This window comes from Variovorax sp. AB1(2024) (assembly GCF_037482385.2).
Taxonomy (GTDB): Bacteria; Pseudomonadota; Gammaproteobacteria; order Burkholderiales; family Burkholderiaceae_C; genus Variovorax.
This window is the reverse complement of sequence record NZ_JBBHKP020000001.1, coordinates 1039575-1065000: the sequence shown is the minus strand read 5'-3', so window position 1 is coordinate 1065000 and position 25426 is coordinate 1039575. Positions and strand designations below refer to the sequence as shown.

At 68.0% G+C, this 25426-nt stretch carries 25 protein-coding genes; 15 read left to right on the top strand and 10 right to left on the bottom strand.

Annotation, left to right across the window (positions count from 1 at the left end):
- Nucleotides 1-71: 71 nt before the first annotated feature.
- On the top strand, nucleotides 72-1052 hold the full coding sequence (locus WIX39_RS05190; RefSeq protein ID WP_081267392.1) for a LysR family transcriptional regulator: 981 nt from the start codon (nucleotides 72-74) through the stop codon (nucleotides 1050-1052).
- 20 nt (nucleotides 1053-1072) lie between these two features.
- Here the strand turns inward: WIX39_RS05190 and WIX39_RS05185 are convergent, their stop codons facing one another.
- A complete protein-coding gene (locus WIX39_RS05185) occupies nucleotides 1073-1246 on the bottom strand; it encodes a hypothetical protein (RefSeq protein ID WP_172839818.1) in 174 nt (57 codons plus the stop codon).
- A gap of 126 nt (nucleotides 1247-1372) precedes the next feature.
- On the opposite strand from WIX39_RS05185, the gene WIX39_RS05180 reads away from it, so the two are divergent.
- Together WIX39_RS05180 and WIX39_RS05175 are read left to right on the top strand one after the other, a co-directional pair.
- Nucleotides 1373-2179: a metallophosphoesterase gene (locus WIX39_RS05180; protein WP_409194606.1), complete on the top strand. Its 807-nt coding sequence runs from the start codon at nucleotides 1373-1375 to the stop codon at nucleotides 2177-2179.
- 240 nt (nucleotides 2180-2419) lie between these two features.
- Nucleotides 2420-3790, top strand: coding sequence for an amidase (locus WIX39_RS05175; RefSeq protein ID WP_409196319.1), 1371 nt, complete (start codon nucleotides 2420-2422; stop codon nucleotides 3788-3790).
- A gap of 17 nt (nucleotides 3791-3807) precedes the next feature.
- Here the strand turns inward: WIX39_RS05175 and WIX39_RS05170 are convergent, their stop codons facing one another.
- Nucleotides 3808-4425: a TetR/AcrR family transcriptional regulator gene (locus WIX39_RS05170; protein WP_081267389.1), complete on the bottom strand. Its 618-nt coding sequence runs from the start codon at nucleotides 4423-4425 to the stop codon at nucleotides 3808-3810.
- Nucleotides 4426-4510: 85 nt separating this feature from the next.
- Nucleotides 4511-5245, bottom strand: a complete 735-nt coding sequence (locus WIX39_RS05165; protein ID WP_081267388.1) for a GntR family transcriptional regulator — start codon at nucleotides 5243-5245, stop codon at nucleotides 4511-4513.
- A 262-nt stretch (nucleotides 5246-5507) separates the two neighbouring features.
- Between WIX39_RS05165 and WIX39_RS05160 the strand changes: the two genes are divergently transcribed.
- From WIX39_RS05160 to WIX39_RS05125, 8 genes are all read left to right on the top strand, one after another.
- Complete coding sequence (locus WIX39_RS05160; protein ID WP_106936175.1) at nucleotides 5508-6842, top strand: aromatic ring-hydroxylating dioxygenase subunit alpha; 1335 nt, start codon at nucleotides 5508-5510, stop codon at nucleotides 6840-6842.
- Nucleotides 6843-6852: 10 nt separating this feature from the next.
- Complete coding sequence (locus WIX39_RS05155) at nucleotides 6853-8307, top strand: glutamine synthetase family protein (protein WP_106936176.1); 1455 nt, start codon at nucleotides 6853-6855, stop codon at nucleotides 8305-8307.
- A 19-nt stretch (nucleotides 8308-8326) separates the two neighbouring features.
- Nucleotides 8327-8650 carry a 2Fe-2S iron-sulfur cluster-binding protein gene (locus tag WIX39_RS05150; protein WP_081267385.1) on the top strand — a complete coding sequence of 108 codons (324 nt, stop codon included), beginning with the start codon at nucleotides 8327-8329 and terminating at the stop codon, nucleotides 8648-8650.
- Nucleotides 8651-8756: 106 nt separating this feature from the next.
- The gene (locus WIX39_RS05145; RefSeq protein WP_106936177.1) at nucleotides 8757-9956 is read left to right on the top strand and encodes an ABC transporter substrate-binding protein; all 1200 of its coding nucleotides are present in this window, start codon (nucleotides 8757-8759) and stop codon (nucleotides 9954-9956) included.
- A 45-nt stretch (nucleotides 9957-10001) separates the two neighbouring features.
- On the top strand, nucleotides 10002-10862 hold the full coding sequence (locus WIX39_RS05140; RefSeq protein WP_081267383.1) for a branched-chain amino acid ABC transporter permease: 861 nt from the start codon (nucleotides 10002-10004) through the stop codon (nucleotides 10860-10862).
- Nucleotides 10859-11821, top strand: coding sequence for a branched-chain amino acid ABC transporter permease (locus WIX39_RS05135; protein ID WP_081267382.1), 963 nt, complete (start codon nucleotides 10859-10861; stop codon nucleotides 11819-11821). The genes WIX39_RS05140 and WIX39_RS05135 overlap by 4 nt, the downstream gene beginning before the upstream one ends.
- Complete coding sequence (locus WIX39_RS05130) at nucleotides 11818-12588, top strand: ABC transporter ATP-binding protein (protein WP_106936178.1); 771 nt, start codon at nucleotides 11818-11820, stop codon at nucleotides 12586-12588. Before WIX39_RS05135 ends, WIX39_RS05130 begins: the two co-directional genes overlap by 4 nt.
- Nucleotides 12581-13285 (top strand): ABC transporter ATP-binding protein, encoded by a 705-nt coding sequence (locus tag WIX39_RS05125; RefSeq protein ID WP_106936179.1) that lies wholly within the window; start codon nucleotides 12581-12583, stop codon nucleotides 13283-13285. Before WIX39_RS05130 ends, WIX39_RS05125 begins: the two co-directional genes overlap by 8 nt.
- Here the strand turns inward: WIX39_RS05125 and WIX39_RS05120 are convergent.
- Nucleotides 13282-14442, bottom strand: a complete 1161-nt coding sequence (locus tag WIX39_RS05120) for an ABC transporter substrate-binding protein (RefSeq protein WP_081267379.1) — start codon at nucleotides 14440-14442, stop codon at nucleotides 13282-13284. The genes WIX39_RS05125 and WIX39_RS05120 overlap by 4 nt on opposite strands.
- Before the next feature lie 104 nt (nucleotides 14443-14546).
- Nucleotides 14547-16130, bottom strand: a complete 1584-nt coding sequence (locus WIX39_RS05115; RefSeq protein WP_106936181.1) for a phospholipase D family protein — start codon at nucleotides 16128-16130, stop codon at nucleotides 14547-14549.
- Nucleotides 16131-16205: 75 nt separating this feature from the next.
- On the opposite strand from WIX39_RS05115, the gene WIX39_RS05110 reads away from it, so the two are divergent.
- Nucleotides 16206-17435, top strand: a complete 1230-nt coding sequence (locus WIX39_RS05110) for a nucleoside recognition domain-containing protein (RefSeq protein WP_106936182.1) — start codon at nucleotides 16206-16208, stop codon at nucleotides 17433-17435.
- Between the two features lie 210 nt (nucleotides 17436-17645).
- Here WIX39_RS05110 and WIX39_RS05105 read toward each other — a convergent pair whose 3' ends face one another.
- The gene (locus tag WIX39_RS05105) at nucleotides 17646-19622 is read right to left on the bottom strand and encodes an alkyl/aryl-sulfatase (RefSeq protein WP_106936183.1); all 1977 of its coding nucleotides are present in this window, start codon (nucleotides 19620-19622) and stop codon (nucleotides 17646-17648) included.
- Nucleotides 19623-19695: 73 nt separating this feature from the next.
- On the opposite strand from WIX39_RS05105, the gene WIX39_RS05100 reads away from it, so the two are divergent.
- Genes WIX39_RS05100 through WIX39_RS05090 form a run of 3 tightly spaced genes read left to right on the top strand, consistent with a single transcriptional unit; the run spans nucleotide 19696 to nucleotide 21685 of the window.
- On the top strand, nucleotides 19696-20634 hold the full coding sequence (locus WIX39_RS05100; RefSeq protein WP_081267375.1) for a LysR family transcriptional regulator: 939 nt from the start codon (nucleotides 19696-19698) through the stop codon (nucleotides 20632-20634).
- A gap of 44 nt (nucleotides 20635-20678) precedes the next feature.
- Entirely contained in the window at nucleotides 20679-21188 is a 510-nt protein-coding gene (locus WIX39_RS05095) for a flavin reductase family protein (RefSeq protein WP_081267374.1), read from the top strand.
- A complete protein-coding gene (locus tag WIX39_RS05090; protein ID WP_234382165.1) occupies nucleotides 21185-21685 on the top strand; it encodes a BON domain-containing protein in 501 nt (166 codons plus the stop codon). Before WIX39_RS05095 ends, WIX39_RS05090 begins: the two co-directional genes overlap by 4 nt.
- Before the next feature lie 13 nt (nucleotides 21686-21698).
- Here WIX39_RS05090 and WIX39_RS05085 read toward each other — a convergent pair whose 3' ends face one another.
- The 4 genes from WIX39_RS05085 to WIX39_RS05070 are packed head-to-tail and all read right to left on the bottom strand — an operon-like array spanning nucleotide 21699 to nucleotide 25366.
- Entirely contained in the window at nucleotides 21699-22502 is an 804-nt protein-coding gene (locus WIX39_RS05085) for an ABC transporter permease (RefSeq protein WP_106936184.1), read from the bottom strand.
- Nucleotides 22503-22512: 10 nt separating this feature from the next.
- Complete coding sequence (locus WIX39_RS05080) at nucleotides 22513-23280, bottom strand: ABC transporter ATP-binding protein (RefSeq protein ID WP_106936185.1); 768 nt, start codon at nucleotides 23278-23280, stop codon at nucleotides 22513-22515.
- Nucleotides 23277-24242 carry an ABC transporter substrate-binding protein gene (locus WIX39_RS05075; RefSeq protein WP_106936186.1) on the bottom strand — a complete coding sequence of 322 codons (966 nt, stop codon included), beginning with the start codon at nucleotides 24240-24242 and terminating at the stop codon, nucleotides 23277-23279. Before WIX39_RS05075 ends, WIX39_RS05080 begins: the two co-directional genes overlap by 4 nt.
- Nucleotides 24239-25366 (bottom strand): aryl-sulfate sulfotransferase, encoded by a 1128-nt coding sequence (locus tag WIX39_RS05070; RefSeq protein WP_234382168.1) that lies wholly within the window; start codon nucleotides 25364-25366, stop codon nucleotides 24239-24241. The genes WIX39_RS05075 and WIX39_RS05070 overlap by 4 nt, the downstream gene beginning before the upstream one ends.
- Nucleotides 25367-25426: the final 60 nt, after the last annotated feature.

Here is a 25426-nt window from a genome sequence, read left to right as displayed (position 1 = left end):
TCTGCCAATATTAGGGCTTACCCTAGTACGATTCCACTTTATCTTTCTGATGTTTATCATTCACAAGACTGATGGATGTCAACTTTCGCACGCTCGACCTCAACCTGCTTCGCGTCTTCGACGAGGTGATGGCAGAGCGCAACCTCACGCGCGCTGCCCGCAATCTGTCGATCACGCAGCCTGCGGTGAGCAACGCGTTGCGGCGCCTGCGCGATGTACTGGGGGATGAACTGGTGCGCCGCTCCGGCGCCGGCGTAGAGCCCACGCCACGGGCCCTGGCTCTCTGGCCGACGGTGCGCGACGCGCTTCGCCAGCTTCAGCACACGCTGGCGCCCGGCGAATTCGATGCCGCCACGGCCGACACAACCTTCCTGCTGGCCATGGCCGACGCAACCGCGGCCGAGCTCATCCCGGGCCTCGTGCAGATCGCCGAGAAAGAAGCGCCCGCCATCTCGCTGCGCGTGCTGCCGCTGACCACGCGCGACCCGCGCCGCATGCTCGAGCTCGAAGAAGTCGACATGGCCGTCGGCTACTTTCCGGCCGTGATCGCCAGCCTCGCGGCGCGTGGCCAATCAGGCGTCGGGGTTGCGTTCGAGACCCAGCGGCTCTACCTGGGCCAATATGTATGCGTGATGCGCCGGGGCCATCCGCTGGCGGATGCGCCCCTAACGCTCGACGACTACTGCGCGGCGCGGCACCTTCTGGTGAGTTTTTCTGGGCGGCCTTACGGCTTCATCGACCAGACGCTGGGCGCCATGGGGCGCGAGCGGCGCATCGTGGTGACGGTGAACCAGTTCTTCACCGCAGGCCGTGTGGTGGCCAATTCAGACTTGCTGACCGTGCTGCCGCGTCACTTCGTGACAGTCACCGGCATCGACGACCAACTGGTACTGCGCGACCTGCCCTTCGACCAGCCGCCGGTGCACGTGGATGCCATCTGGCACCGGCGCGCCCAGCACGGGCATTCGCACGAGTGGCTGCGCACGGCGCTGTTGCGCTCGGCAGCAGCGGCTTTCGCCGGATCGGTCCTCGGGCAGAGGGTGCCCGACTGACCTGCCAGCCCGTCGACCGCTCAGCGGACGACGCTGAGCCAGGCCGAGGCGGCGGCGCGCAGTTCCTGCGCGTGGTGGGCTCCGCGACCGGCGCGAATGTCGGCGCTTTCCATCAGTGCTGCGGCGTGGCTGGCCGGGGCGTTGACGGTCGAGGAGCGAAAGAAACGTGCCACTTGGGCGATGAGGCTGAACATGGTGTTGCGCGGCTTGTGGCCGTGCTCTGAGTGGTTGATGTACCAAGAATAAGGGTTATCCCTAGGTTTTCAACCCAGACCTTATGCACTTCATGCATGGGTCAATTCCCCTAGACTGGTTCGACGATGAAGTTGCAACTGTTGTCCGACCTTCACCTGGAATCCCATCCCCGCTTCCATGCCGAGCCCGTTCCGGGCGCCGACATGCTGATCCTGGCGGGGGACATCGGCTCCTACCAGCAAGGCTCCCGCCTGACCGACACCGACTTCGGGCTGGGCCGCTTCTCTCCCCGCAACGGCTGGCCGACGCCCGTGATCTACGTGCCGGGCAACCACGAGTACGACAACGCCGACTTCGACGAAACCCACGAACGCCTGCGCACCCTGTGCGAAGAGCTCGACATCCTCTGGCTCGAGCGCGAAACCCGCGTCATCGACGGCATCCGCTTCGTCGGCACCACGCTCTGGGCCGACTTCGACGCACTGGCCACCCCTGCCGACAGCCTCGCCGAAGCACTCAAGAAACGGGGCAAGGCAATGCGCGCGGCCGATTTCTACCTTGAAAAAGCGGCCACCATGCGTAACGGCCAGTTGTTCCTCGCCGGCCAGCTGCGGGAGCAGTCGCTCGCATGCCAGGCCTGGCTCGAACAGGCACTGGCCGAGCCTTTCGACGGCACCACGGTCGCCATTACGCATTTCGCACCCAGCCTCGACAGCGGCGATCCGCGCTACGGGCTGACTCCCGGCACCGCCGGTTTCTGCAATGCGCTCGACGAACTGCTCCCCCACGCCAGGCTGTGGTTGCACGGCCACCTGCACTGCCCGTCGGATTACATGAAGAACGGCTGCCGCGTCGTGGCCAATCCGCTGGGCTACGCGCGCAACGGCGAGCAGGAAGGCTTCAGGCCCCACCTGTTGATAGACATCCGCTGATGAAAAAGCGCGCGGCAGCCCGCGCGTGCTGTAACGGCCGGCAACGCACTGGCCGCACCCGCTGTGTAGACTGCCAGAGGCCCACCCATCCACCCGGAGGAGAGCGCCATGACGCAACAGCAACAGCAACAACAACGTCGGACTTTCCTTCAACAGTCGGCCGGCCTCGCAGCCGCCACCGGCATGCTCTCCTTCTGGCCCAAGGCATCGGCCCAGGCGCCCGAGACGGGCGGCAAGGCGATGGGCCAGTCGTCGATGGCCGAGCTGTCGCGCCGCCTCGCAGCCGGCTCGGTCAGCAGCAGCCAGTTGGTGGAAGAGGCGCTCGCGGCCATCCAGAACCCCGCCGGCGAAGGCGCGCGCGCCTTCATCCGCGTACACGCCGATTCGGCTCGCGCCGCCGCAGCCCGGCTCGACGCCGACCGCAAGGCAGGCCGCCCCGCCGCCTCTCACATCTCAGGCATCCCCATATCGCTCAAGGACCTGTTCGACGAAGCCGGCGTCACCACGCTCGGCGGCTCGACCGTGCTGGCCGGCCAGCCGCCGGCAGCGCGCGACGCCATCGTGGTCGAGCGGCTGCGGCGCGCCGGCGCGATCATCGTCGGACGCACCAACACGGTCGAGTTCGCCTACACGGGCCTGGGCATCAACCCGCACTACGGCACGCCGAAGAATGTCTACGACCGTGCCGTCGGCCGCATCCCGGGTGGATCGACATCGGGTGGCGCGATCTCGGTGGCCGACGGCATGGCGGCCGGCGCCATCGGCACCGACACCGGCGGCTCGCTGCGCATTCCCTCGGCGCTCAACGGGCTCGTGGGCTTCAAGCCGACGCAGCGGCGCATTCCGCTCGACGGCGTGCTGCCGCTGTCGACCTCCTTCGATTCCGCCGGGCCGATCGCCTGGACGGTGGAAGACTGCGCCCTGCTCGACGCCGTGATGGCTGGCGAACTGCCACGCCCGATCCGCGTGCCGCCGCTGCGCGGCCTGCGCTTCGCGGTGCCCAGGACCTTCTTCCAGGATGAGCTGTCGCCGGCAGTGGCCGCGGCGTTCGCGGCGGCGCTGTCGAAGCTTTCCGCCGCCGGGGCCACGGTCACCGAACTGCCGATGGCCGAGTTCGCGAAGGCGCCCGCCATCAACCCGCGCGGCATGATCACCGCCGCCGAGGCCTTCACCTGGCACCGCGAATTCATCAAGACCGGCGCCGCCAAGTACGACCCGCGCGTGCTGGCCCGCATCAGGACCGGCGAGACCATCACCGCGCCCGACTACCTGCAGCTGCAGGCGCTGCGCCGCCAGTTCATCCGCTCGATCAACACCGCGGCCGCCGGTTACGACGCGATGCTGATGCCGACCACGCCAGACACCGCGCCGACCATTGCCGAGGTGCTGAAGGACGACGAAACCTACTACCGCATCAACGGCCGCATGCTGCGCAACCCGTCGGTGGTGAACCTGTTCGACGGCTGCGCGCTTTCCGTGCCTTGCCACGAGGCGGGCAGCGCGCCGGTCGGGCTGATGATCGCCGGCATCGGCAACACGGACCACCGCTTGCTGGCGGTCGGCTGGGCCGTCGAGGCCGCGGTGACGCCGCGCCGAGTGCTCAGCAGCTGAGCAGCCGAGCCGAGCCTTCAGCGCGAGGCCAGGCCCTCGAAGCAGGTGGCGAGCACCAGCTCGACGATCTGCTCGTCGGTCTGCAGCCCGCCGGCCTTGAGGAAGCCCAGCACCGGATCGCAGGCCCGCGCGAACAGCGTGTAGAGCACGGCGAGGGCCGGCAGCTTCGGGTTCAGCGAACCGTCGGCCTGCGCGGCCTGGATCCAGCCGCCGAGCTGGTCGCTGATGGTCACCAGGCGGTCGAGGTAGGCGCGGTTGTTCATCAGCGCGGCGCGCAGGGTCGAGTTCTGGTGCGGCAGCGACGGCATCTCGCCGGCCAGCTGAACCTGCATCGACCAACGCACCACGGCGCGCAGCTTGGCGATCGGCTTGTCCTCCGGCGGCACCGAGGCAAGGAACTCCATGGTGCGCTGCATGATGCGCACCATGGCCGCGGCGGCAAGGTCTTCCTTGCTGGGAAAGTGCTTGTAGAGACTGGCCTTGGCGATGCCGACCGCGGCAGCCACCTCGTCGACCGTCATCGATTCGAACCCCTTTTCGGCCAGCAACCGGTTCGCGGTCTGCACGATGGCCTCCTCGCGGGCCTGGAGCATCTGTTCCTTGAACGAGGTCTTGGCGGGGGAAACGGCATTCATGCCGGAAATTCTAGTCTTGTGCGTCGCCAATCAGACGACATGCCCGCCGAAATACCAGCCAGTCTTTTACAGACTGAACAGTAGCTCAGGTGTTGCGCCCCTTGGAGACAAGCCGGATCCCCGGCATCAGCTCGGCCGCCAGCTCGGGCCGTTCCAGCGCGTAGTCGAGATTCATGCGCGCGATTTCGACGTGCTCCTCGCCCAGCGCCTGGGCACGCGAGCCCTGTCCGCGTTCGATGGCCTGCACCATCGCGTGGTGCGTGCGGTGCGCTTGGCGCATCCACTGCTGGCCCTCTTCCATCGACGACTGCATCGGCAGCATCGCGCTGGGCGCGGCGAATGGCTGGCCGCCGAGCATGTCCATCACCCGCTTGAGCGCGAGGTTGCCGCAGCCTTCGAGGATCAGCTTGTGGAAGCGGTCGTTCATTTCGACGTAGGCCGCGTAGTCGTCCAGATCCATGCTGGGCTTGTTGACCGCGCGGTCGCCGGCGTCCAGGCAATCCTTGAGGTCGCGCAGCAGCTGGCGCGGCGCGCCGTCCTCGGCCAGCAGGCGGGCGGCAAAGCCTTCGATCACGCCGCGCACGCGGATGGCGTCGGCCACTTCCTGGGAGGTGAAGCGGCGCATCTGGTAGCCGCCGGAAGGCGACTGCTCGATCAGCCCTTCGTGCTCCAGGCTGGCCAGCGCCAGCCGCACCGGGGTGCGCGATGCCTCGAGCTTCTCGGCCAGCGGGATCTCGGCCAGCCGCTCTCCGGGCACGAATTCGCCCTTGAGGATCATGTCGCGCAACTGCACGAGGACGCGGGATTGTTGGGAGTCCATCGGCGAATTCTAGGAGACGCACCTGACACTGCACGCAGCATATTTGCGCTGGCTCGGTTGTTGCATGCACTTCATGTAAACAAGTGTCAAAAACCGACGTTACGCTCAGCGTTTACCCTGATTTTTGGCGTTTCATGCCCCATTCCGGGGCGAAACCGCAGATGGAAGTTTGACCGGAATCCGGGATCACCAAGACAATGCATACAGTTGCATGCAATGCCTGCAGATCCCTTCCACAGCCCCCAAAGATGGAGCCCGCACGATGATCAGCGCCGAGCAGAACGATTTCATCACCCGCGTCGGACCCGACGCTCCCGCCGGCAAGCTGCTGCGCCGCTACTGGCAGCCGGTGGCACTGGCCGACGAGCTCGCCGGCCCGCGACCGGTGAAGCCGGTGAAGCTCATGGGGCAGGACTTCGTCCTGTTCCGTGACGAAAGCGGCCAGCTCGGCATGCTCGACCGCGACTGCCCGCACCGCGGCGCCGACCTCGCCTTCGGCCGGCTCGAGAACGGCGGCCTGCGCTGCGCCTTCCACGGCTGGCTGTTCGACGCCAAGGGCAACTGCCTCGAAACCCCCGCCGAGCCCGCCACCAGCAAGCTGTGCAGCCGCATCAAGCAGTCGGCCTATCCGGTGGTCGAGAAGGCCGGAACGATCTTCGCGTACATCGGCGAGGGCGAGCCCCCCGCGTTTCCCGACTTCGACTGCTTCGTCGCGCCCGACAGCCACACCTTCGCGTTCAAGGGCCTGTTCGAGTGCAACTGGCTGCAGGCGCTCGAAGTGGGCATCGACCCCGCGCACGCCTCGTACCTGCACCGCTTCTTCGAGGACGAGGACACCTCCGGCAGCTACGGCAAGCAATTCCGCGGGGCTTCGGCCGACTCCGACATGCCCATCACCAAGGTGCTGCGCGAGTACGACCGCCCCGACATCAGCGTCGAGCCGACCGACTACGGCTTCCGCCTGAAGGCGCTGCGCAAGCTGAGCGAAGACACCACCCACGTGCGCGTGACCAACGTGGTGTTCCCGCAGGCCTTCGTGATTCCGATGAGCGCCGAGATGACCATCTCGCAATGGCACGTGCCCGTGGACGACACGCACTGCTACTGGTATGCCATCTTCACCAGCTTCACCGGCCCGGTCGACAAGCAGCAGATGCGAGACCAGCGCCTGAAGCTCTACGAGCTGCCCGACTACACCTCGCGCAAGAACAAGCGCAACGACTACGGCTACAGCATCGAAGAGCAGCTGACCGAGACCTACACCGGCATGGGCGACGACATCAACGTGCACGACCAGTGGGCGGTGGAGTCGCAGGGCGCCATCCAGGACCGCACGCGCGAGCACCTCGGCAGCACCGACAAGGGCATCGTCGCCTATCGCCGCCTGCTGGTGAAGGCCATCGAGGCCACGCTGGCCGGCGAAAGCGCGCCGATGCTCATCGACGCCGAACAGGCCAGCGCGATGACCGGGCCGCCCTCCATCGACGGCATCGGCCGCAACGTCAGCGACGAAGCCGCTACCGAGGCCTACTGGCAGGAGGCCGACCGGGCACGCCGGATGAAGTCCGACTGGGCCTCGGCACGGCTCGCCGCCTGAAGCCCGCGCCATGAGCAGCATCAGCAGCAACAAATTCGTCGACCGCTTCGGTCTCTGGTCCGACGACCAGCATGCGCAGGCCAGGGAACTGGTGCGCCGCATCGACAGCGGCGAGGTCGATCTCGTGCGCTTCGCCTGGCCCGACCAGCACGGCATCCTGCGCGGCAAGACGCTGGTCGCCAGCGAGGCGCGCTCCGCCCTCTGGGAAGGCGTGAACCTCACCTCCACCCTGCTGGCCAAGGACACCTCGCACAAGACCGTGTTCCCGGTGTTCACACAGGGCGGCGGCTTCGCCATCGAGGGCCTGCAGGGCGGCGCCGACTTCACCATCGTGGCCGACCCCGCCACCTTCAAGGTGCTGCCGTGGTCGCCGCGCACCGGCTGGGTGATGTGCGACGCCTACATGGCCGACGGCAAGCCCTGCCCCTTCGCCACGCGGCAGATCCTGCAGCGCGCGGTGCGCCAGCTCGACGAGCTGGGGCTGGACTTCATCGCCGGCCTGGAAGTGGAGTTCCACGTCTTCAGGCTCGACGACGCGCGCATGGGCCTGGCCGACTCGGGCCAGCCCGGCGAACCGCCGCGCGTGTCGCTGCTGTCGCACGGCCACCAGTACCTGACCGAGCTGCGCTACGACCGCGTCGACACGCTGATGGAGCTGCTGCGCTCGCAACTGCTGGCGCTCGGCCTGCCGCTGCGCTCGCTGGAAATCGAGTTCGGCCCGAGCCAGTTCGAGCTGACTTTCGGCCCCACCGCCGGCGTGATGCCCGCCGACACCATGGTGCTGCTGCGCAGCGCCATCAAGCAGATCTGCCAGCGCAACGGCCTGCACGCCACCTTCATGTGTCGCCCGAAGATCCCGAACGTGATGTCCAGCGGCTGGCACCTGCACCAGTCGCTGCGCCGCAAGAGCGACGGCGTGAATGCCTTCATGCCCGAGACCGAGGGCCAGACGCTCAGCGAGATCGGCATGCACTACCTCGGCGGCCTCAAGGCGCACGCCTGCGGCGCGGCCGCGCTCGCGAGCCCCACCATCAACGGCTACCGGCGCTACCGCCCCTTCTCGCTAGCGCCCGACCGCGCGATCTGGGCAAGAGACAACCGCGGCGCGATGCTGCGCGTGCTCGGCGGCATGGGGCAGAGCGCCTCGCGCATCGAGAACCGCGTGGGCGAGCCGACGGCCAATCCGTACCTGTACCTCGCGTCGCAGCTCTTCTCGGGACTGGACGGCATCCGCCACAAGACCGACCCCGGGCCCTCGGCCGATGCGCCGTACGAAACCCCGGCGGAGCAGCTGCCGCGCTCGCTCGGCGACGCCCTCGCCTGCCTGCGCCGCGACGAGATGCTCAACGCGCAGATGGGCAAGACCTTCGTCGACTACCTCTGCCACATCAAGGAAGCGGAAATCGCCCGCTTCAACCTCGAAGTCTCGGAGTGGGAACACCGCGAGTACTTCGACATGTTCTGAACGAGCCCCAAGAACAACAATGCCCACGATCCACTACATCCTCAAGGACGGCACCACGCGCGACGTCGACGCCAAGGTCGGCGCCAGCGTGATGGAAACCGCCATTCGCGCCAACGTGCGCGGCATCGACGCCGAGTGCGGCGGCTGCTGCTCCTGCGCCACCTGCCACGTCTACGTGGACGACGCCTTCATCGACCTGCTGCCGCCGCCCGACGACATGGAAAGCGCGCTGCTCGACGCCGTCGCGTCCGAGCGCAGGCCCGGCTCGCGCCTGAGCTGCCAGCTCGGCATCACCGCGGCCTTCGATGGCCTCACGGTGCGCGTGCCCGATACGCAGGTCTGACAGGCAGCTCGGGCATCATCGCCCGCTTTGCACATCCGGTTACACGACAGCGGCGCCCCGAGGGGGCGCATCCATTCCACCTGAAAGGCGTTTTCAAATGACGGCAATGACGATGACCAAGAGAACCATCCTCTCGACCCTGCTGCTGGCGAGCTTCGGCGTGCTGGGCACGACCGCCGCGCAGGCGGCCGACGAGCCCCTGCGCATCGGCCTGATCGCGACCTACTCCGGACCCTATGCCGACTACGGCCGCCAGTTCGACGCCGGCATCGCGCTCTACCTGAAGGAGCACGGCGGCAAGATGGGCGGCCGAACGGTCGAGATCATCAAGAAGGACACCGCCGGCCCCGCGCCCGACGCCGCCAAGCGCATCGCGCAGGAACTGATCGTGCGCGACAAGGTGAGCGTGCTCACCGGCCTGGACTTCAGCCCCAACGCCTACGCCGTGGGCGCCATCGCCACGCAGGCCAAGATCCCGACCATCGTGATGAACGCCGCCTCCTCGGCCATCACCACCAGCTCGCCCTACGTGGCGCGCCTGTCGTTCACCGTGCAGCAGGTCACCGACCCGATGGCGCGCTACATGCTCAAGGAAGGCATCAAGGACGCCTACACCGTGGTCGCCGACTACGCTTCGGGCGTCGACGCCGAGACCGCGTTCAAGAAGACCTTCACCGCCGGCGGCGGCAAGGTGTCGGGCGAAGTGCGCACGCCGATGAACAACCCCGACTTCTCGGCCTACGTGCAGCGCATCAAGGACGCCAAGCCCCAGGCCGTGTTCTTCTTCTTTCCCTCGGGCGTGATGCCGCCGGCCTTCCTGAAGGTCTGGAAGGAACGCGGCATGGAGCAGGCCGGCATCAAGCTCTACGCCACCGGCGAAGCCACCGACGACAGCTACCTCGACGCCACCGGCGACGTGGCGCTGGGCCTGGTCACCAGCCACCACTACTCGTTCGCGCACCCCTCGCCCAAGAACCAGAAGTTCGTGCGCGATTTCGCCGCCGACAACGGCGCCAAGCTGCGCCCCAGCTACTTCGCCGTGACCGCCTACGACGCCATGGCCGCCATCGACCTCGCGCTGGCCAAGACCAAGGGCGACACCGGCGGCGACAAGTTCATGGAGGCGCTGAAGGGCCTGAGCTTCGAGAGCCCGCGCGGCCCGATCGAGATCGACCCGGCCACGCGCGACATCGTGCAGACCGTCTACATCCGAAAGACCGAGCGCGTGAACGGCCAGCTGGTGAACGTCGAATTCGACAAGTTCGACCGCGTGAAGGACCCGGCGAAGGAAGCCGCGGCCAAGTAAACGCAAAGAACAGAAGCCAGCATTCAGCCAGCGAGCGGGAAATTCATGGGCATCGTGATCTTCGACGGAGTGGCCTACGGCATGCTCCTGTTCCTCATCGGCGTGGGCCTGTCCATCACGATGGGGCTCATGAATTTCGTCAACCTCGCGCACGGCAGCTTCGCGATGGTCGGCGGCTATGTGGCCGCCGTGCTGATGAACCACTTCGGGCTCGGTTTCGGCCTCTCGCTGGCGGCGGCCTTCGTCGCGGCGGCGCTGGTGGGCGCGGTGCTGGAGTTCGTGTTCTACCGCCGGCTGTACCGCGCGCATCCGCTCGACCAGGTGCTGCTGTCGATCGGCGTGGTGTTCGTGTCGATCGCCGCGTTCACCTATTTCTTCGGCCCGACGATGCAGCCCTTCACGCTGCCCGCGGCGCTCGACGGCCAGGTGTCGCTGCTGGGCCTGGAGGTGGGCCGCTACCGGCTGTTCCTGATCGCCTGCGGCGCGGCGGTGCTCGTCGCCCTGCTGCTGGGCCTGGGCAAGACCCGCTACGGCGCGATGGTGCGCGCGGCGGTGGACAACCAGCGCGTGGCCGGCGGCACCGGCATCCACGTGCAGCGCCTGTTCTTCCTGACCTTCTCGCTGGGCTGCGGCCTCGCCGGCCTGGGCGGTGCGCTGAGCCTGGGCATGCTGGGGCTGGAGCCTTCGTTCCCGCTCAAGTACCTCGTGTACTTCCTGATGGTGGTGTGCGTGGGCGGCGCCGGCACCGTCACCGGGCCGTTCATCGCGGCGCTGCTGGTCGGCATCGTCGACGTGGCGGGCAAGTACTACCTGCCCGAAGCCGGCGCCTTTCTCATCTACGTCTTCATGATCGTCATGCTGCTGGTGCGCCCGAACGGCATCGTCGCCAAGAAGGGGCTCGCATGAAAGCCCTGACCGTCTCTCCCGCGCAGTTGCGCGCCGCGGAAGCCGTCTTCTGGATCGCGCTCGCGTCGAGCTTCTTCCTGCTGCCCGACAAGCTCACGCTGATGAGCCAGATCATGATCTTCGGCCTGTTCGCGGTGTCGCTCGACATGGCGCTGGGCTACGCGGGCATCCTCACCGTCGGCCATGCCGCGTTCTTCGGCGCTGGCGCCTACGCGGCCGGGCTGCTCGCCAAGTACGGCTGGAGCGAGCCCTTCACCGGCCTCGCGTTCGCACTGGTCGTCAGCGGCCTGCTGGGCTATGCACTGAGCTACTTGGTGGTGCGCGGCGCCGACCTCACGCGGCTGATGATCACCATCGGCGTGTGCGTGCTGCTGTTCGAGGTGGCCAACCGGCTCTCGGGCATCACCGGCGGCACCGACGGGCTGCAGGGCGTGGTCATCGCGCCGGTGCTCGGCATGTTCGACTTCGACCTCTACGGCAAGACCGCCTTCTGCTACGCCTTCGGCGTGGTGTTCGCGATGTTCCTGCTGGTGCGGCTGGTGCTGCGCTCGCCTTTCGGGCTGGCGCTGCGCGGCATCCACGACAGCCGCAAGCGCATGCTGGCCATCGGCTCGCCGGTGGAAGCGCGTCTGCGCATGGCCTACGCCTTCTCGGCCGCGGTGGCCGGCGTGGCGGGCGCGCTGCTGGCGCAGACCACGCAGTTCGTCGGCATCGAGTCGATCGGCTTCAACCGCTCGGCCGAGGTGCTCATCATCCTGGTGCTGGGCGGCACCGGCCGGCTGTACGGCGGCATGATCGGCGCCATCGTCTACATGCTGGTGCACGACTGGTTCGCGGACATGAATCCGCAGTACTGGATGTTCTGGCTCGGCATCTTCCTGATCGCGGCGGTCATGCTGGGGCGCGGCGGCATCATGGGCGCGCTGTCGCGCTTCGTCCGCACGGGGAAGGCGCGATGAGCCCGGCAACCAAGACGCACACCCTGCGCACCCAGGGCCTGGGCATCCGCTTCGGCGAATTCCAGGCGGTGAGCGACGTGAATCTCTCGCTCGAGCCCGGCGCGCGGCAAGCGCTGATCGGCCCCAACGGCGCGGGAAAGACCACGCTCATTAACCTGCTCACCGGCGTGTTCAAGCCCACGAGCGGATCGATCCACATGGGCGAGCACGACCTCACCCGCCTGTCCGCCGACAAGCGCGCGCGCATGGGCCTGTCGCGCACTTTCCAGATCAACACGCTGTTCCCCAGCCTCACGCCGCTGCTGTCGGTGGTGCTGGCGATCAGCGAGCGCGAGGGGCTGGGCGCCACCTGGTGGCGGCCGCTGAAGGGTTGCACCAAGGTGTTCGACGAGGCGCACTCGCTGCTGGGCATATTCAGGCTCGACAGCCTGGCCGACGTGCCGGTGTCCGAGCTGGCCTACGGCAAGCAGCGCCTGCTCGAGATCGCGCTGGCGCTGGCCGCCAAGCCCCGCATCCTGCTGCTCGACGAGCCCGCGGCCGGCGTGCCGCAGGACGAGAGCGGCGAGCTGTTCGAGGTCATCGCGGCGCTGCCGCAGGACATCAGCGTGCTGTTCATCGAGCACGACATGAAGCTCGTCTTCCGCTTCTCGCGCCGCATCTCGGTGCTGGTCGGCGGACGCATCCTCACCGAGGGAACGCCCTCGGAAATCAGCGCCGACCCGCGCGTTCGCGAGGTCTACCTGGGAAGTTCGCACCACCATGCCTGAAGCACTCGCCTTCGACCGCGTCACCGCCGGCTACGGCAATGCGGTCGTGCTCGACCGACTCGATTTTTCCGTGCAGCAGGGCGAGAGCCTCGCCATCCTCGGGCGCAACGGCGTGGGCAAGACCACGCTGCTCGAAACGCTGATGGGCAACACCCGCGTGATGCAGGGCGCGATCCGCTGGCAGGGCGCGGACATCACGCGCTGGCCCTCGCACCAGCGCGTGCGCGCCGGACTGGGCTGGGTGCCGCAGGAGCGCGAGGTGTTTCCGTCGCTCACCGTGGAAGAAAACCTCACGGTGATCTCGCGGCTCGGCGGATGGAACCTGAAGCGCGTCTACGACTTCTTCCCGCGCCTGCGCGAGCGGCGCGGCAACTACGGCAACCAGCTCTCGGGCGGCGAGCAGCAGATGCTCGCCATCGGCCGCGCGCTGATGACCAACCCCAGGCTGCTGCTGCTCGACGAGCCGATGGAAGGCCTCGCGCCGATCATCGTGGAAGAACTGGCGGCCGCCATCCGCCGGCTGTGCGAATCGGAAGGGCTGGCCTCGATCGTGGTCGAGCAGCACCCGGTGCTGGCGCTGGAGATGACGCACAAGGCCATCGTGCTGGAGCGCGGCACCGTGGTGCACGCGGGGCCGAGCAGCGAACTGGCGTCGGACCAGGAGCTGCTCGAGGGTTTGCTGGGCGTCGGGGTCTAGCTCAGCATCTGGCCGCGGCTGCCGATCACCGCCACGTCCACGAACTGGCCGCCTTCGCGGTTGGTGCGGCCGTAGTTGATCTTCACCCCGCCCAGGTCGAAGCTCTCGATGCTGGCCAGCCCCGACATCACCGACGCGCGCGTCAGCGAGCCACCGGCGCGGCGCATGCCCTCGGCCAGCACGGCGGCATTGATGTAGCCCTCCAGGCTGGTGAGCGAGAACTCCTTGATGCCGCTGGCCACCATGTCGGCCTGGTAGCGGCGCACGATCTCGAACCGGGTCGAATACGGCGAAGGCACCACGATCACGAAGCCCAGGCCCTTGGCCAGATCGCCCATGGCCGACAACGCACTGGCCGTGATCGACAGGCCGTAGGCCGAGCTGCTGTTGCCCGCCTCGCGCAGCGCCTTCAGGAACACCGGCGCGGTGCCGGCCAGCCCGACCACCACCACCTGCGGCTTGGCCTTGGCGATGGCTTCGGCGGCTGGCCCTACTTCCATGCTGGTGGTGTTGGGCGTGGTCGCGATCACCGCCGGCTCCAGCTTGGCCTTGGCCAGCGCGGCCTTGAAGGCCGCCAGCACCGACTGCCCCAGCGGATCGTTCGAATGCACGAGGCCGATGCGGCTCTGGCCCAGCACGGCGGCGGTGCTCACGAGCTTGTCGACTTCCTGGTCGTAGTTGGCACGCACCCAGAAGGTGTTGGGCGAGTTCTTCTTGCGCAGCGCAATGGTGCCGGTGATGGGGCCCACCACGGCCATGCCGGGCACCGCGTCCATCACCTCGGCGGTCTGGCGCGTGCCCAGCGGGTGCACCAGCGCGAGCACGGAACTGTCTTTCTCGAAGGCCAGCGCGTTGGCCTTGGCCACTTCGGGCTTGAAGGTGTCGTCGGCCATCACGAGCTCGACCTTGGTGCCGTTGATGCCGCCCGCCTTGTTCAGCGCCGCGAAGAAGGCGCTCGAACCCTGGTAGAGCCCCTGGCCGTTGGCCTTCTCGACGCTGCTGTTGTCGAAGGTGGTCCCGACGCGAACCGCCTTGTTCTGCGCCAGGGCCGGGAATCCCAGGCCTGCTGCGGCGGCGGTTGCTGCCAGTCCGGTCAGCGCACGCCGACGGCTGGTGGAAAGCGGCGCAATCGACTCGCGCGGCACGGGAACGGTCATGGTCGAAGTCTCCGGATGGGGATGTTTTGGTGACAAAAACTCACACTCTTTCGAGGAATGTAACGCACCTTCCCTCAATCCGGAATGACACGACGGCGGCTTCGCTAGAGCAATTCCTCGCCCACGATGGGCAGCAGCAGCCAGTTCTTGAAGCGCAGCCAGAGGAACTCGCCAGGCTCGTCCTCGTGCACGATGTCGCCGCCGGCATCGTCGTATTCCAGCCACTGCACGCGGCGGCCGTCCGGCCCGAGGCGCAGGCGGTAGCCGAGGTTGACGCGCTCGCCGCCCATGAGCCTGTCGTAGTCCTTCACCAGCTCGGGACTGTCGATGACCAGCCCCATCTCGGTGTTGACCGCCGCCGAGCGGTGGTCGAGGTTCATCGAGCCGACGAAGAAGCGTTCGTCGTCCACCACCGCGAGCTTGGCGTGCAGCCGGCTGATCGACTTGCCGAAATCGCCGAAGCGCCCCGAGCGCCCGGTCAGCGTGGGCGCGATCTCGTAGATGGTGACGCCGATCTTGAGCATGTCGGCGCGGTAGCGCTCGTAGCCTGCGTAGGCCAGCGGCTCGTCGGTCGCGCCCAGCGAGTTGGTGACCACCGTGATGCGCCCGCCGCGCTGGATGGCCGCCTTCATCATCGCCATGCCGCGCGCGCCCGGAATGAAATACGGCGAGCCGATCTTCACCTCGCGCTTGGCCGAATTGATGACGCCCAGCGCGCCCTCGGTCACGCTGCCTTCGTAGGCTGCGTCGGGCTTGCGCGTGATTTTCTCGGGGTCGTCCACGAACAGCGTCGACGGCGCCCAGTAGCGCTCCACGTTGCCGGCAATGAGCTGCTGCCCCACCGGCGACTTGTCGAGCACGTCGCGCTGGTGCATGGCCACGTCGGGCACCGCCGTGCGCGCGATGGCGTCGAAACGCTTCTGCGCCTCTTCCACCGGCATGCGCAGCGGCGCGATCTGCTCGATGGGGCGCACGTGCTCGCTGTTCCAGTAGCGGTCGAAGCCGGCGGACATCTGGCGCACCACCGGGCCGCTGGACAGCACGTCCATGTCGATGAAATTGGCGGCCGTGCTGCGCATGAAGTACTCGTTGGCGATGTTGCGGCCGCCCGACACCGCGAAGCTGTTGTCGGCCACCAGCAGCTTGTTGTGCATGCGGTGGTTGATGCGGCCGAAGTCGGTCAGCGACAACAGCAGCCGCGTCGCCAGCGAATCGGCGCGCGAGGGCAGCGGGTTGAACAGCCGCACCTCGATGTTCGGGAACGCCGACAGCGTGCTGAACACCTCGTCCTCGCCCGCCGTGTAGAGGTCGTCCACCAGCAGGCGCACGCGCACGCCGCGCGCGGCGGCCTCGCGCAGCTCCTTGAGGAACAGCAGGCCGACATCGTCTTTCTGGATCAGGTAGTACTGCACGTCGAGCGACTTCTCGGCGTGCCGCGCGAGCGAGATGCGCGCGTCGAACGCGAAGGCCGCCTCCGGCAGCAGCCGGAAGCCAGACAGCGACGTGGATCCGCCCGGCGTGCCCCGGGCCGCGAGCTGCGCCAGTTCGGTCTGCGCCACGTCCGCGGCCGTGAAGGCAGTGGCCACGGGCATCGGCTTGCCCGGCGGGAGGCTCACGCAGCCGGCAAGCCAGAGGGAGGCCGCGCCCAGTGCCAGGGCGGCAAGTCGGCGGAGGTTGGCAGCACGCATGGGCCGAACTGTAGCTCGCGGCGGCCCGGCGTGTTCAGCGCCCTATGATCGACCCGCACAAAAGGGAAAAGAAGCGTGCTCAACGGCTTGTGGCTGGGTTTCTTCGGGGTGGCGGCGCTGGCCGCGCTGGGGCGCTGGCTCGTCGGCGGCGACCCGACGGTGTTCGCGGCGCTGGTCGAAAGCCTGTTCGCGATGGCGCGGCTCGCGGTCGAGGTGATGGTGCTGCTTTTCGGCACGCTCACGCTGTGGCTGGGCTTCCTGCGCATCGCCGAGGCGGCGGGGCTGGTGGGCTGGCTGGCGCGGCTTTTGGGGCCGCTCTTCCGGCGCCTGATGCCGGGCGTGCCGGCCGGGCACCCGGCGCTCGGCCTCATCACCATGAACTTCGCCGCCAACGCGCTCGGGCTTGACAACGCCGCCACGCCCATCGGCCTGAAGGCCATGCGCGAACTGCAGCGGCTCAACCCCGACCCGGTGACGGCCACCAACGCGCAGATCCTGTTCCTGGTGCTGAACGCCTCGTCGCTCACGCTGCTGCCCGTGACCATCTTCATGTACCGCACGCAGCAGGGCGCGAGCGACCCCACGCTGGTGTTCCTGCCGATACTGCTGGCCACCAGCGCCTCGACGCTGGTCGGGCTGCTGTCGGTGGCGGTGGTGCAGCGCCTGCGGCTGTGGGACCCGGTGGTGCTGGCCTACCTGTTGCCCGGCGCGCTGCTGCTGGGCGGCTTCATGGCGCTGCTGGGCACGCTGTCGGCGGCGGCCATCGCGTCGCTGTCGTCGCTGCTGGGCAACCTCACGCTGTTCGGCGTGATCGTGTTGTTCCTGCTGGCCGGGGCAATCCGGCGCATCAAGGTGTACGAGTGCTTCATCGAAGGCGCGAAGGAGGGCTTCGACATTGCGAAGAACCTGCTGCCGTACCTGGTCGCGATGCTGTGCGCGATCGGCGTGCTGCGTGCCTCGGGCGCGCTCGACTTCGCATTGAACGGACTGCGCTGGCTGGTGACGGCGGGCGGCTTCGACGCGCGCTTCGTCGACGCCATGCCCACGGCGCTGGTCAAGCCTTTCTCGGGCAGCGCGGCGCGCGCGATGCTGATCGAGACCATGAAGAGCCAAGGCGTCGACAGCTTCCCGGCGCTGGTGGCCGCCACCATCCAGGGCAGCACCGAGACCACTTTCTACGTGCTGGCGGTGTACTTCGGTGCGGTCGGCATCCAGCGCACGCGGCATGCGGTGTCTTGTGCGCTGCTTGCCGAGCTGGCCGGGATGATTGCTGCTGTCGCTGTCTGCTATTGGTTCTTTGGGTAGGTTTGGCGCCGATTCAGGGCGCGCGCACGCCGACGGGGTGAGCGTTGGACAGAGCAGTCGTTGATCGGCCGAACACAAGCAGCGTGCCCTGTGCACAGGACACCGGGTGCTCCCCGCAGCGAAATAAAGGAGGAGGCCGCAGGCCGGGGGACATTCGCGGAGGGGAGTACCCGGTGGCCTGTGCACTCGCCCTGAACAACGAACAGCGAACTACCGCCGCGGCTCCACCACAGGAAACATGGGCTCGAAGGTATCGAGCATCGACATCAGCTCGGCCAGCTTGGAGCGATCCCCTTCGATCTTCACTTTCCCGGTCAACACGGCAGCCGGAAAGCTCGTCTCCTTCAGCGTCACCGCATCGAGCGTGGCCCGGCTCAATGTCACCGTCGCATCCGCGCCCGGCTGCTGTCCCGCGATGTGCGTCAAAGCAGAGTTCTCCAGCGTCAACACGAACTGCTGGTTCGAATCGGTGAAGTTCCAGTTGATGACCAGCTTCTTGCCCTCCGCCTTGGCCGCGTCGAGCCGAACGCCCAGGAAATCGAAGAACAGGTCGTTGCTCACCGCCTTGAGCGTGTCAGCGTTCGCGCTGCTGCCGATCGAAATCTTAGGCACGCCATTGCGCAGCTCCATCGCGCCCACCAGGTAGGCGCTGCGCCAGGTGCCGGCCTCCGACTGATAGCCCAGCTGCTCCAGCGCATCGGCGCCCAGTTCGCGGGCCGCGCGGTTCGACGGGTCCGCGTATACCACCTGGTTCATCGCGCTGGCCACCCAGCGGAACTCGCCCTTGCGGAAATCGTCGCGCGCACGCGCGATCACCGCGTCGGCGCCGCCCATGTACTCGATCGTCTTCTTCGCATACGCCACCGGCGGCAGCGGATCCAGGTTGGCGGGGTTGGCGTCGTACCAGCCCAGGTACTTCTGGTAGACCGCCTTGGCGTTGTGGCGCAGCGTGCCGTAGTAGCCGCGCGCCGACCACTCCTGCGACAGACTCGCGGGCATGCGCAGCGTCTCGGCGATGTCGGCCGCGGTGTAGCCCTGGTTCAGCAGGCGCAGCGACTGGTCGTTGATGAACTTGTACATGTCGCGCTGCTTCTTCAGCAGGTCGACGATGCGGTCCTGCCCGAAGGTGGGCCAATGGTGCTGCGCGATCAGCACGTCGGCCTTGCCGCCGAAGGCCACGCGCGCCTCGTCGATGTACTTCGACCACAGGTTGCCGTCGCGCACCTCGGCGCCGCGGATCGTGTACAGGTTGTGCATGTTGTGCGTCACGTCTTCCGCCATGTTCAGCACGCGGAACTGCGGCAGGTACATGAGCATTTCCGAAGGCGCCTCGGAGCCCGGCACCAGGTGGAACACGAACTCCACGCCGTCGATGGTGCGCGCCTCGGTCGGCTTGCCGATGCTGGCCGTGGGCGCGATCAGCGTGACCGTGCCGCGCGCCAGCGCCTTGCCCAGCCCCGTGTCGACCTGCCCGCGCACGCCCGGCGGCAGCAGCGAGCCGAACTGGTACTGCGAGCGCCGGCTCATCGCGTTGCCCGCGAGGATGTTCTCGGCCACCGCGGTTTCCATGAAGCCGGCGGGCGCCAGCACCTGCACCTTGCCGGCCGCCACGTCGGCCTCGGTGGTCACGCCCTTCACGCCGCCGAAGTGGTCGGCATGGCCGTGCGAATAGATCACCGTGCCCACCGGCTTCCTCGGCCGGTGCTGGTAGTACAGGTCGAGCGCGGCGCGCGCGGTCTCGGCGGTGAGCAGCGGGTCGATGACGATCAGCGAGCTGTCGCCTTCGACGATGGTCATGTTCGCCAGGTCGAAGCCGCGCACCTGGTAGACCCGGTCCGTCACCTGGAACAGCCCGTGCATGGCGTTCAGCTGTGCCTGCCGCCACAGGCTGGGGTTGACGGTGTCCGCGGGCACGTCGGCCTTGAGGAAGTCGTAGGGCTTCATGCTCCACGCCGGGCGCGGGCCGGCGCCGGGCACCAGCGCGTCGGGCACGGTGGCGATGAAGCCGCGCATGGCGTCTTCGAAGTCGCGGCGATCGGCGAAGGGCAGCGTCTTCGCCATGTCGGCGTTGGCCTGCAGCGTGGAAGGCTCGGGCGGCTTGGGGGCCGTCTGCGCGGAAACCGGCGGGGCACCCAGCAAGCAGGCCAGCGCGACGAACCCGGCTGTACGGGAAAGGGAGGAAATCATGGCGCGATTCTCCGAACCGCTGAAAGCATTGGCAAATGCAAAATACGAGGTCTGATCTTCAGGAATTTGCAAAATGCAGCTGCGCCAGCTCCAGCATCTCGTCGCCCTCGCGGACCAGGGCAGCTTCGGCCGTGCGGCCCAGGCCGTGCACCTGTCGCAGCCCGCGCTCTCGCGCAGCATCGACACCCTCGAAGAAGGCCTGCAGGCCCGCCTGATCGACCGCGCCTACGGCACCGTGCGCTTCACCCAGGCCGGCGAGCTGGTGCTGGCCCGCGCCCGCGAGCTGCTGGCCGATGCCGCGCAGATCGAGCGCGACGTGCTGCAGCTCGAAGGCCTGGCCATCGGCAGCCTCGCGGTGGGCCTCGGGCCGTTCGCGGCCGGCACGCTGGGGCGCATGGCCCTGTCGCTCATGACCCAGCGCCATCCGCAACTGCTGATGCGCATGGAAGTGGCCGACACGGCCAGCCTGTGCGAGCGCCTGCATCGCCGACAGCTCGACCTGTTCATCGCCGACACGCGCGACCTGAACAAGCAGCCCGGCTTGAAGCTGGCGCGGCTGCCCGACGTGCCGGTGTCGTTCTTCGTGCGGCCGAAGCATCCGCTGCTGAGGCTGAAGCAGGTCACGCTCGAGAGCCTCATGGACTATCCCGTGGCCGGCCCGCAGTTGCCGGCCGAGGTGGCGGCGCAGTTCGACCGGCAGGCCAGGCACGGCAAAGGCGGCAAGAGCGTCAAGGGCGGCGACCGCAGCCTGTTCAACGTGAGCTGCGACGACGCAGGCACGCTGCGGCACCTAGCGCTCACGGCCAACGCTGCCATCCTTGCGCCGCTGGCGCCCGCGCCGGGGCACGAGACCGGCGCGCTGGTGCCGCTGCCGGTGGCCGGCCTCACGGGCATGCAAACGCATTACAGCCTCGTGACGCTCGCAGGGCGTACCCTCTCGCCTGCGGCCACCGCCTATTCCCGGTTGGTGACCGAGTTGATGAGCCCCGCCAAGCAGCCCCCGGGTCGCTGAGCCAAAATGGCCTTCTGCCCTCCAAGCCCTCGCAGCCTTTTTCAGTGACCACTCTCCGCCGGGCCCAGCCGCCCTCCTTTTCTCCCGACGAGTTTCGTGAAGCGCTCGGCATGTTCGCCACCGGCGTCACCATCGTCACCGCCCGGGCGGCCGACGGCACGCTGGTCGGCCTCACGGCCAACTCCTTCAATTCCGTCTCGCTCGCGCCGCCGCTGGTGCTGTGGAGCCTGGCGCGCGCGGCCGGATCGATGCCCGCGCTCAGCGCCGGTTCGCACTACACCGTCAACATCCTGGCGGCCAGCCAGAAGGCGCTGGCCGAACGCTTCGCCACCAAGAACATCGACCGCTGGGCCGACGTGGCCTTCACCGAAGGCCTGGGCGGTGCGCCCGTGCTGGCCGGCGCCGCCGCGAGCTTCGAGTGCTTCAACCGCAGCCGCTACGACGAAGGCGACCATGTGATCTTCGTCGGCGAAGTGGAGCGCTGCACGCACGACATCGGCGCCTCGCCGCTGCTGTTCCACGGCGGGCGCTTCTACACGGAACACCCCTTGTGACCCTGCGCCCTGCGCTGATGGCCATCCTGCTTCTCGCAGCGCAGGCCGGCATGGCGCAGGAAGCGGGCGGGCCGCTCAAGCAGAACTGGTTCGACGACCCGTTCTTCCAGGTGTCGGCGGGCCTGCCGGCCTGCCCAATGCCCGAGGGGCCGTTCTATACCGCCGAAGAACGCCGCGTGCAAACCCATTCGCGGCTGGAACGCGGCACCAGCTGCTGGCTGGCCGGCAAGTGCACCGACAGCAACGCCTACCGCTACGACAAGCCGCTGGCGCCCAAGGTGCGCGCCGCGCTGCGGGCGGTGCCCGGCGTGGACAAGGGCAGCGTGTGGGTGATGATCCAGCGGCGCTGGGTGTACCTGCAGGGCTGCGTGCCCAACGCCGCGCTGGCAAAAAGACTGGAGCGCACCGCCCGCGCCCTGCCCGACGTCGAGGCCGTGGTGCCCGACCTGATGGTGGGCACGCGCGGCAAGCCGCCCTACCCGCTGGCCGCGCAGTGACAGGCCCGGGGCGCTAGAGCGCCGACTCGTGCCAGTGCCGCAGCAGCAGCCGGCCGATGGCGCTCACCGCCAGGAAGAACACGAAGCCCAGCAGCGTCGCCGCGATCACCTCGGCGAACAGCAGCGCGGTGTACATGCGCCCCTGCGCGAACACGATCTGCACGCCCAGGCCGCCTTCGGCATTGCCCGAGCCGATGATGAACTCGCCCACGATGGCGCCGATCACCGACAGCCCCGCCGAGATGCGCAGCCCCGCGAAGATGTGCGGCAGCGCGCCCGGCAGCCGCAGTTTCCAGAACGACACCAGCCCGCCCGCGCGGTGCAGCGCGAACAGCTCCGCCAGGTTGCGCGAGGTCGAACGCAGGCCCAGCATCGTGTTGTTGATGATAGGGAACAGCGACATGATGAAGCTCACGATCACCACCGACAGCTCGTTGTAGCCGAACCAGAGCACGATGAGCGGCGCGATCGCCACCACCGGCACGGTCTGCAGCAGCACCGCATACGGATACAGGCTGCGCTCCAGCAGCCGCGACTGCGCCAGCACGGCCGCACCCGCGATGCCGAGCACGATGGCCATTGCATAGCCCAGCAGCGCCTCCTTCAGCGTCGACAGCGTGGCGCCGATCAGCACGCCGGCGTTCTCCGCCGTGGCGGCCGCCACTTCCTGCGGCGACGGCAGCAGGTAGCCCTTGCCCTGGTAGACGGTGGCGCTCAGCAGCCACCAGAGGCCGATGGCCAGCAGCGCGACCACCAGCACCGGGGCGGCGTTGCGCACGAAGGCTGCGGCGGGGGAAGAAATGGATCCTTGCGTCATCGCCTCCTCCTCATGCCAAGGCCTGTGCGTGGTGCTGCGCGCGCAGCACCGCCGTCACCTGCCCGGTCAGCGCCGCGAAGCCCGCGCTGGCGCGCAGCTCCGGCGCGCGCGGGAATTCGAAAGGCACGTCGATCACGTCGAGGATGCGCCCCGGCCGCGGCGACATCACCACCACCCGGTTCGACAGGTACACCGCCTCATGCACGTTGTGCGTCACCAGCACGCCGGTGAAGCCGGCCTGGCGCCACAGCGACGACAGCTCTTCCTGCAGCACGTCGCGCGTGAGTTCGTCGACCGCGGCCAGCGGCTCGTCGAGCAGCAGCAGCCCCGGCCGCAAGGCCAGCGCGCGCGCCAGCGACAGCCGCATGCGCATGCCGCCCGAAAGCTGGTGCGGGTACGACTTCTCGAAGCCGGCAAGCCCCACCAGCTTCAGCGCCTCGGCCGCGCGGGGCCGGTAGCTGGCCGGCGCGTGGCCTTCGAGCTCCATCAGCAGCTGCGCGTTGCGCTCCACCGTGCGCCAGGGCAGCAGCGCGGCCTCCTGGAACACGAAGGCGGTCTCCATGCCATCGGGCCGGGTGCAGCGCCCGGTGCTCGGCTCCACGAGCCCCGCCATGATGCGCAGCAGGGTCGACTTGCCGCAGCCCGAAGGCCCGACGATGGAAACGAACTCGCCCGGGCGCAGCGCGAAGTCGACCGTGCCCAGCGCCAGCAACCCGCCATCCTTGCGCGTGTCGAAGCGCTTCGACACGCCCTCCAGCCCGACGGCCGCGCCGCTCATGGGGCGCAGCCCGGCACCAGCGTGCGGTCGTAGCCCTGCTTCGCGTCGAAGTTCGCCGGCAGGAAATTCACGCTGCGCAGCTGGCCCGCCAGCTCGTTCCAGCGCGCGTCGCTCATGCAGCCGATGCGGCCCAGGTCGTGGGAGATCAGCGTCTCGATCATTTCCTTGTTGGCCGCATCGTAGATCTCGGGCGTCATCTGCTTGTTCATGCCGGTGATCAGCGGCTTGAGCCCCTGCGGGTTGCGCACGTAGTTGGCCCAGCCCTTCTGCACCGCCGCGATGGTGGCCTTCACCAGCGCGGGGTTCTTGCGGATCATGTCGTCGGTGGTGAAGAGCACGTCGTACGGCCGGTAGCCCAGCGACGCCAGCGTGATCTGCTGCACCTGCACGCCGGCCGCGGCCATGCGCGCGGGCAGGAAGAGCGAGTAGCCCTGCTGCACCATCTTCGGGTCGTTGCGGAACAGGCTGAGGTCGCCGCTCACCGGGATCTCGCGCGTGCCCGCGAGCTTGTACTGCTTCTTCGTCCACTCCCAGTAGGCGTTGCCGAGGTTCACCGCGAAGGTGCGGCCCTGCAGGTCGGTGATGGACTTCACCGCCGGGTCGGCGTGGTAGACCAGCGTGTAGGGCACGTAGTCGAGGTGCGCGAACACCGCGCGCACCGGCGCGCCGCGCAGGCGGGCCAGCAGCACGTCGTCGGCGTTGCCGATGCCGAACTCGGCCTGGCCCGAGGCCACCTGCGGAATGGTCTGGATCTTCGGGCCGCCCTGCAGCACGCTGATCTCGATGCCGGCCTCCTTGCCGAGCTTGTCCTGCTGGGCCTGCCAGTAGCCGGCCTGGTCGGGCTGGGCGAACCAGTTGCTGAGGATGCGCACCGGCTTGGGTGCATCCGCGGCCTGTGCGGAAAGAGGCAGCACCGCCGCCAGCGCCAGCGGGATTGCGATACGAAGGGCGGAAGAAATCATGATGCGGACACCTTGAGCCAGGGAAGTTGCGCCGCCGTGTAGCGGAAGGTCTGGAACACGCTGTTCTGCCGGCCGGGCACGTATTTGCGCGCGGCTTCGTCGGGGTATTCGGCGAACCAGGGAATCACGTACTCCCACACCACCTCGCCGGCCGGCGTGACCTCGAACAGGCGCCCGGTGGCCGACTCGGTGACGTGCGTGTTGCCGTTGGGCAGTCGCTGCGCGCTGCCCATGTAGGCGGTGTAGAACGCGTTGACCAGTTCGTCCGCGTACTGCCACACGACCTCGTTGGAGGCCGGGTCGATTTCGAGGACGCGGGAGAACGCCACATGCTTGCCGGTGCGGAAGTTGCCGTTGTCGAAAGCAAGAATGTTGCCGTTGTCCAGAGCGACCGGCGCATGCTGGTGCGACAGCACCGACGGCGGAATGTGCAGCTTCACGCCGCCCGTGGCGCGGTCGACGCCCACGATGCCCGAGGTGGTGCGCAGGCTCATGAGCACCAGCCCCTCGCGCGTCACGTCCAGGCCGTTCACCAGCGGCCAGTGGGTGCGGCCGAAGCCGGGGTGGATGGGGAAGTCTTCCGGCTTCAGGTGCTCCCAGGCCTTCCATTCCCACACCAGCTTGCCGTCACGGTCGACCTCGCGGATCACGTCGCCGTACATCGTCTCGTCGGGGCCGTGCGCCGTGCCGCCGGGCACGCGCTCGGCAAATCCGGGCGGCACGGGGGCGCAGCCTGCGTACAGCAGGTGGCCGTTGGCCAGCCAGCGGGCGTCGTGGTGGTGCGTCGGATCCTGGTAGCGCCAGACGATCTCGCCCGCGGGCGTGGCCTCGTAGAAATCGCCGCCGTGCCACAGCGACCAGGCGCCGTAGATCTCGGGCGAATCGGCGTGGTTGCCGTTGTAGCCGAGGTTGCCGTTGGGCAGGATCACGGCCGCGCGGCCCGGGCGCACCGGCATCTTCCACTGGTGCGCGACGCGGCCCTCGATGTCGATCAGGTAGACGTTGCCGTCGTCGGTCTGCGGCGCGATCAGGGTATAGCCGCCGGCGCTGAGCGCCGGGTCGTGGGCGATCAGGCCGACGCCGCGGCGGCGCTGGGTGATCTGGTCTACGGTGGTGGTGGGCACGGAACGAACCTCGGGGAGATTGAAGAATGGCGCGAATGTAGGCCGCATCGCCCGTCAGGA

Excerpts from the sequence above, each read along its gene's own strand:
- WIX39_RS05100 (WP_081267375.1), top strand. The coding sequence starts at position 19,696 with ATGCAGCTGCGCCAGCTCCAGCATCTCGTCGCCCTCGCGGACCAGGGC.
- WIX39_RS05120 (WP_081267379.1), bottom strand. The coding sequence starts at position 14,442 with ATGACCGTTCCCGTGCCGCGCGAGTCGATTGCGCCGCTTTCCACCAGC.
- WIX39_RS05125 (WP_106936179.1), top strand. The coding sequence starts at position 12,581 with ATGCCTGAAGCACTCGCCTTCGACCGCGTCACCGCCGGCTACGGCAAT.
- WIX39_RS05175 (WP_409196319.1), top strand. The coding sequence starts at position 2,420 with ATGGGCCAGTCGTCGATGGCCGAGCTGTCGCGCCGCCTCGCAGCCGGC.
- WIX39_RS05190 (WP_081267392.1), top strand. The coding sequence starts at position 72 with ATGGATGTCAACTTTCGCACGCTCGACCTCAACCTGCTTCGCGTCTTC.
- WIX39_RS05150 (WP_081267385.1), top strand. The coding sequence starts at position 8,327 with ATGCCCACGATCCACTACATCCTCAAGGACGGCACCACGCGCGACGTC.
- WIX39_RS05075 (WP_106936186.1), bottom strand. The coding sequence starts at position 24,242 with ATGATTTCTTCCGCCCTTCGTATCGCAATCCCGCTGGCGCTGGCGGCG.
- WIX39_RS05080 (WP_106936185.1), bottom strand. The coding sequence starts at position 23,280 with ATGAGCGGCGCGGCCGTCGGGCTGGAGGGCGTGTCGAAGCGCTTCGAC.
- WIX39_RS05165 (WP_081267388.1), bottom strand. The coding sequence starts at position 5,245 with ATGGACTCCCAACAATCCCGCGTCCTCGTGCAGTTGCGCGACATGATC.
- WIX39_RS05145 (WP_106936177.1), top strand. The coding sequence starts at position 8,757 with ATGACGATGACCAAGAGAACCATCCTCTCGACCCTGCTGCTGGCGAGC.
- WIX39_RS05085 (WP_106936184.1), bottom strand. The coding sequence starts at position 22,502 with ATGACGCAAGGATCCATTTCTTCCCCCGCCGCAGCCTTCGTGCGCAAC.
- WIX39_RS05185 (WP_172839818.1), bottom strand. The coding sequence starts at position 1,246 with ATGTTCAGCCTCATCGCCCAAGTGGCACGTTTCTTTCGCTCCTCGACC.
- WIX39_RS05140 (WP_081267383.1), top strand. The coding sequence starts at position 10,002 with ATGGGCATCGTGATCTTCGACGGAGTGGCCTACGGCATGCTCCTGTTC.
- WIX39_RS05105 (WP_106936183.1), bottom strand. The coding sequence starts at position 19,622 with ATGATTTCCTCCCTTTCCCGTACAGCCGGGTTCGTCGCGCTGGCCTGC.
- WIX39_RS05170 (WP_081267389.1), bottom strand. The coding sequence starts at position 4,425 with ATGAATGCCGTTTCCCCCGCCAAGACCTCGTTCAAGGAACAGATGCTC.
- WIX39_RS05115 (WP_106936181.1), bottom strand. The coding sequence starts at position 16,130 with ATGCGTGCTGCCAACCTCCGCCGACTTGCCGCCCTGGCACTGGGCGCG.
- WIX39_RS05135 (WP_081267382.1), top strand. The coding sequence starts at position 10,859 with ATGAAAGCCCTGACCGTCTCTCCCGCGCAGTTGCGCGCCGCGGAAGCC.
- WIX39_RS05160 (WP_106936175.1), top strand. The coding sequence starts at position 5,508 with ATGATCAGCGCCGAGCAGAACGATTTCATCACCCGCGTCGGACCCGAC.
- WIX39_RS05155 (WP_106936176.1), top strand. The coding sequence starts at position 6,853 with ATGAGCAGCATCAGCAGCAACAAATTCGTCGACCGCTTCGGTCTCTGG.
- WIX39_RS05130 (WP_106936178.1), top strand. The coding sequence starts at position 11,818 with ATGAGCCCGGCAACCAAGACGCACACCCTGCGCACCCAGGGCCTGGGC.
- WIX39_RS05180 (WP_409194606.1), top strand. The coding sequence starts at position 1,373 with ATGAAGTTGCAACTGTTGTCCGACCTTCACCTGGAATCCCATCCCCGC.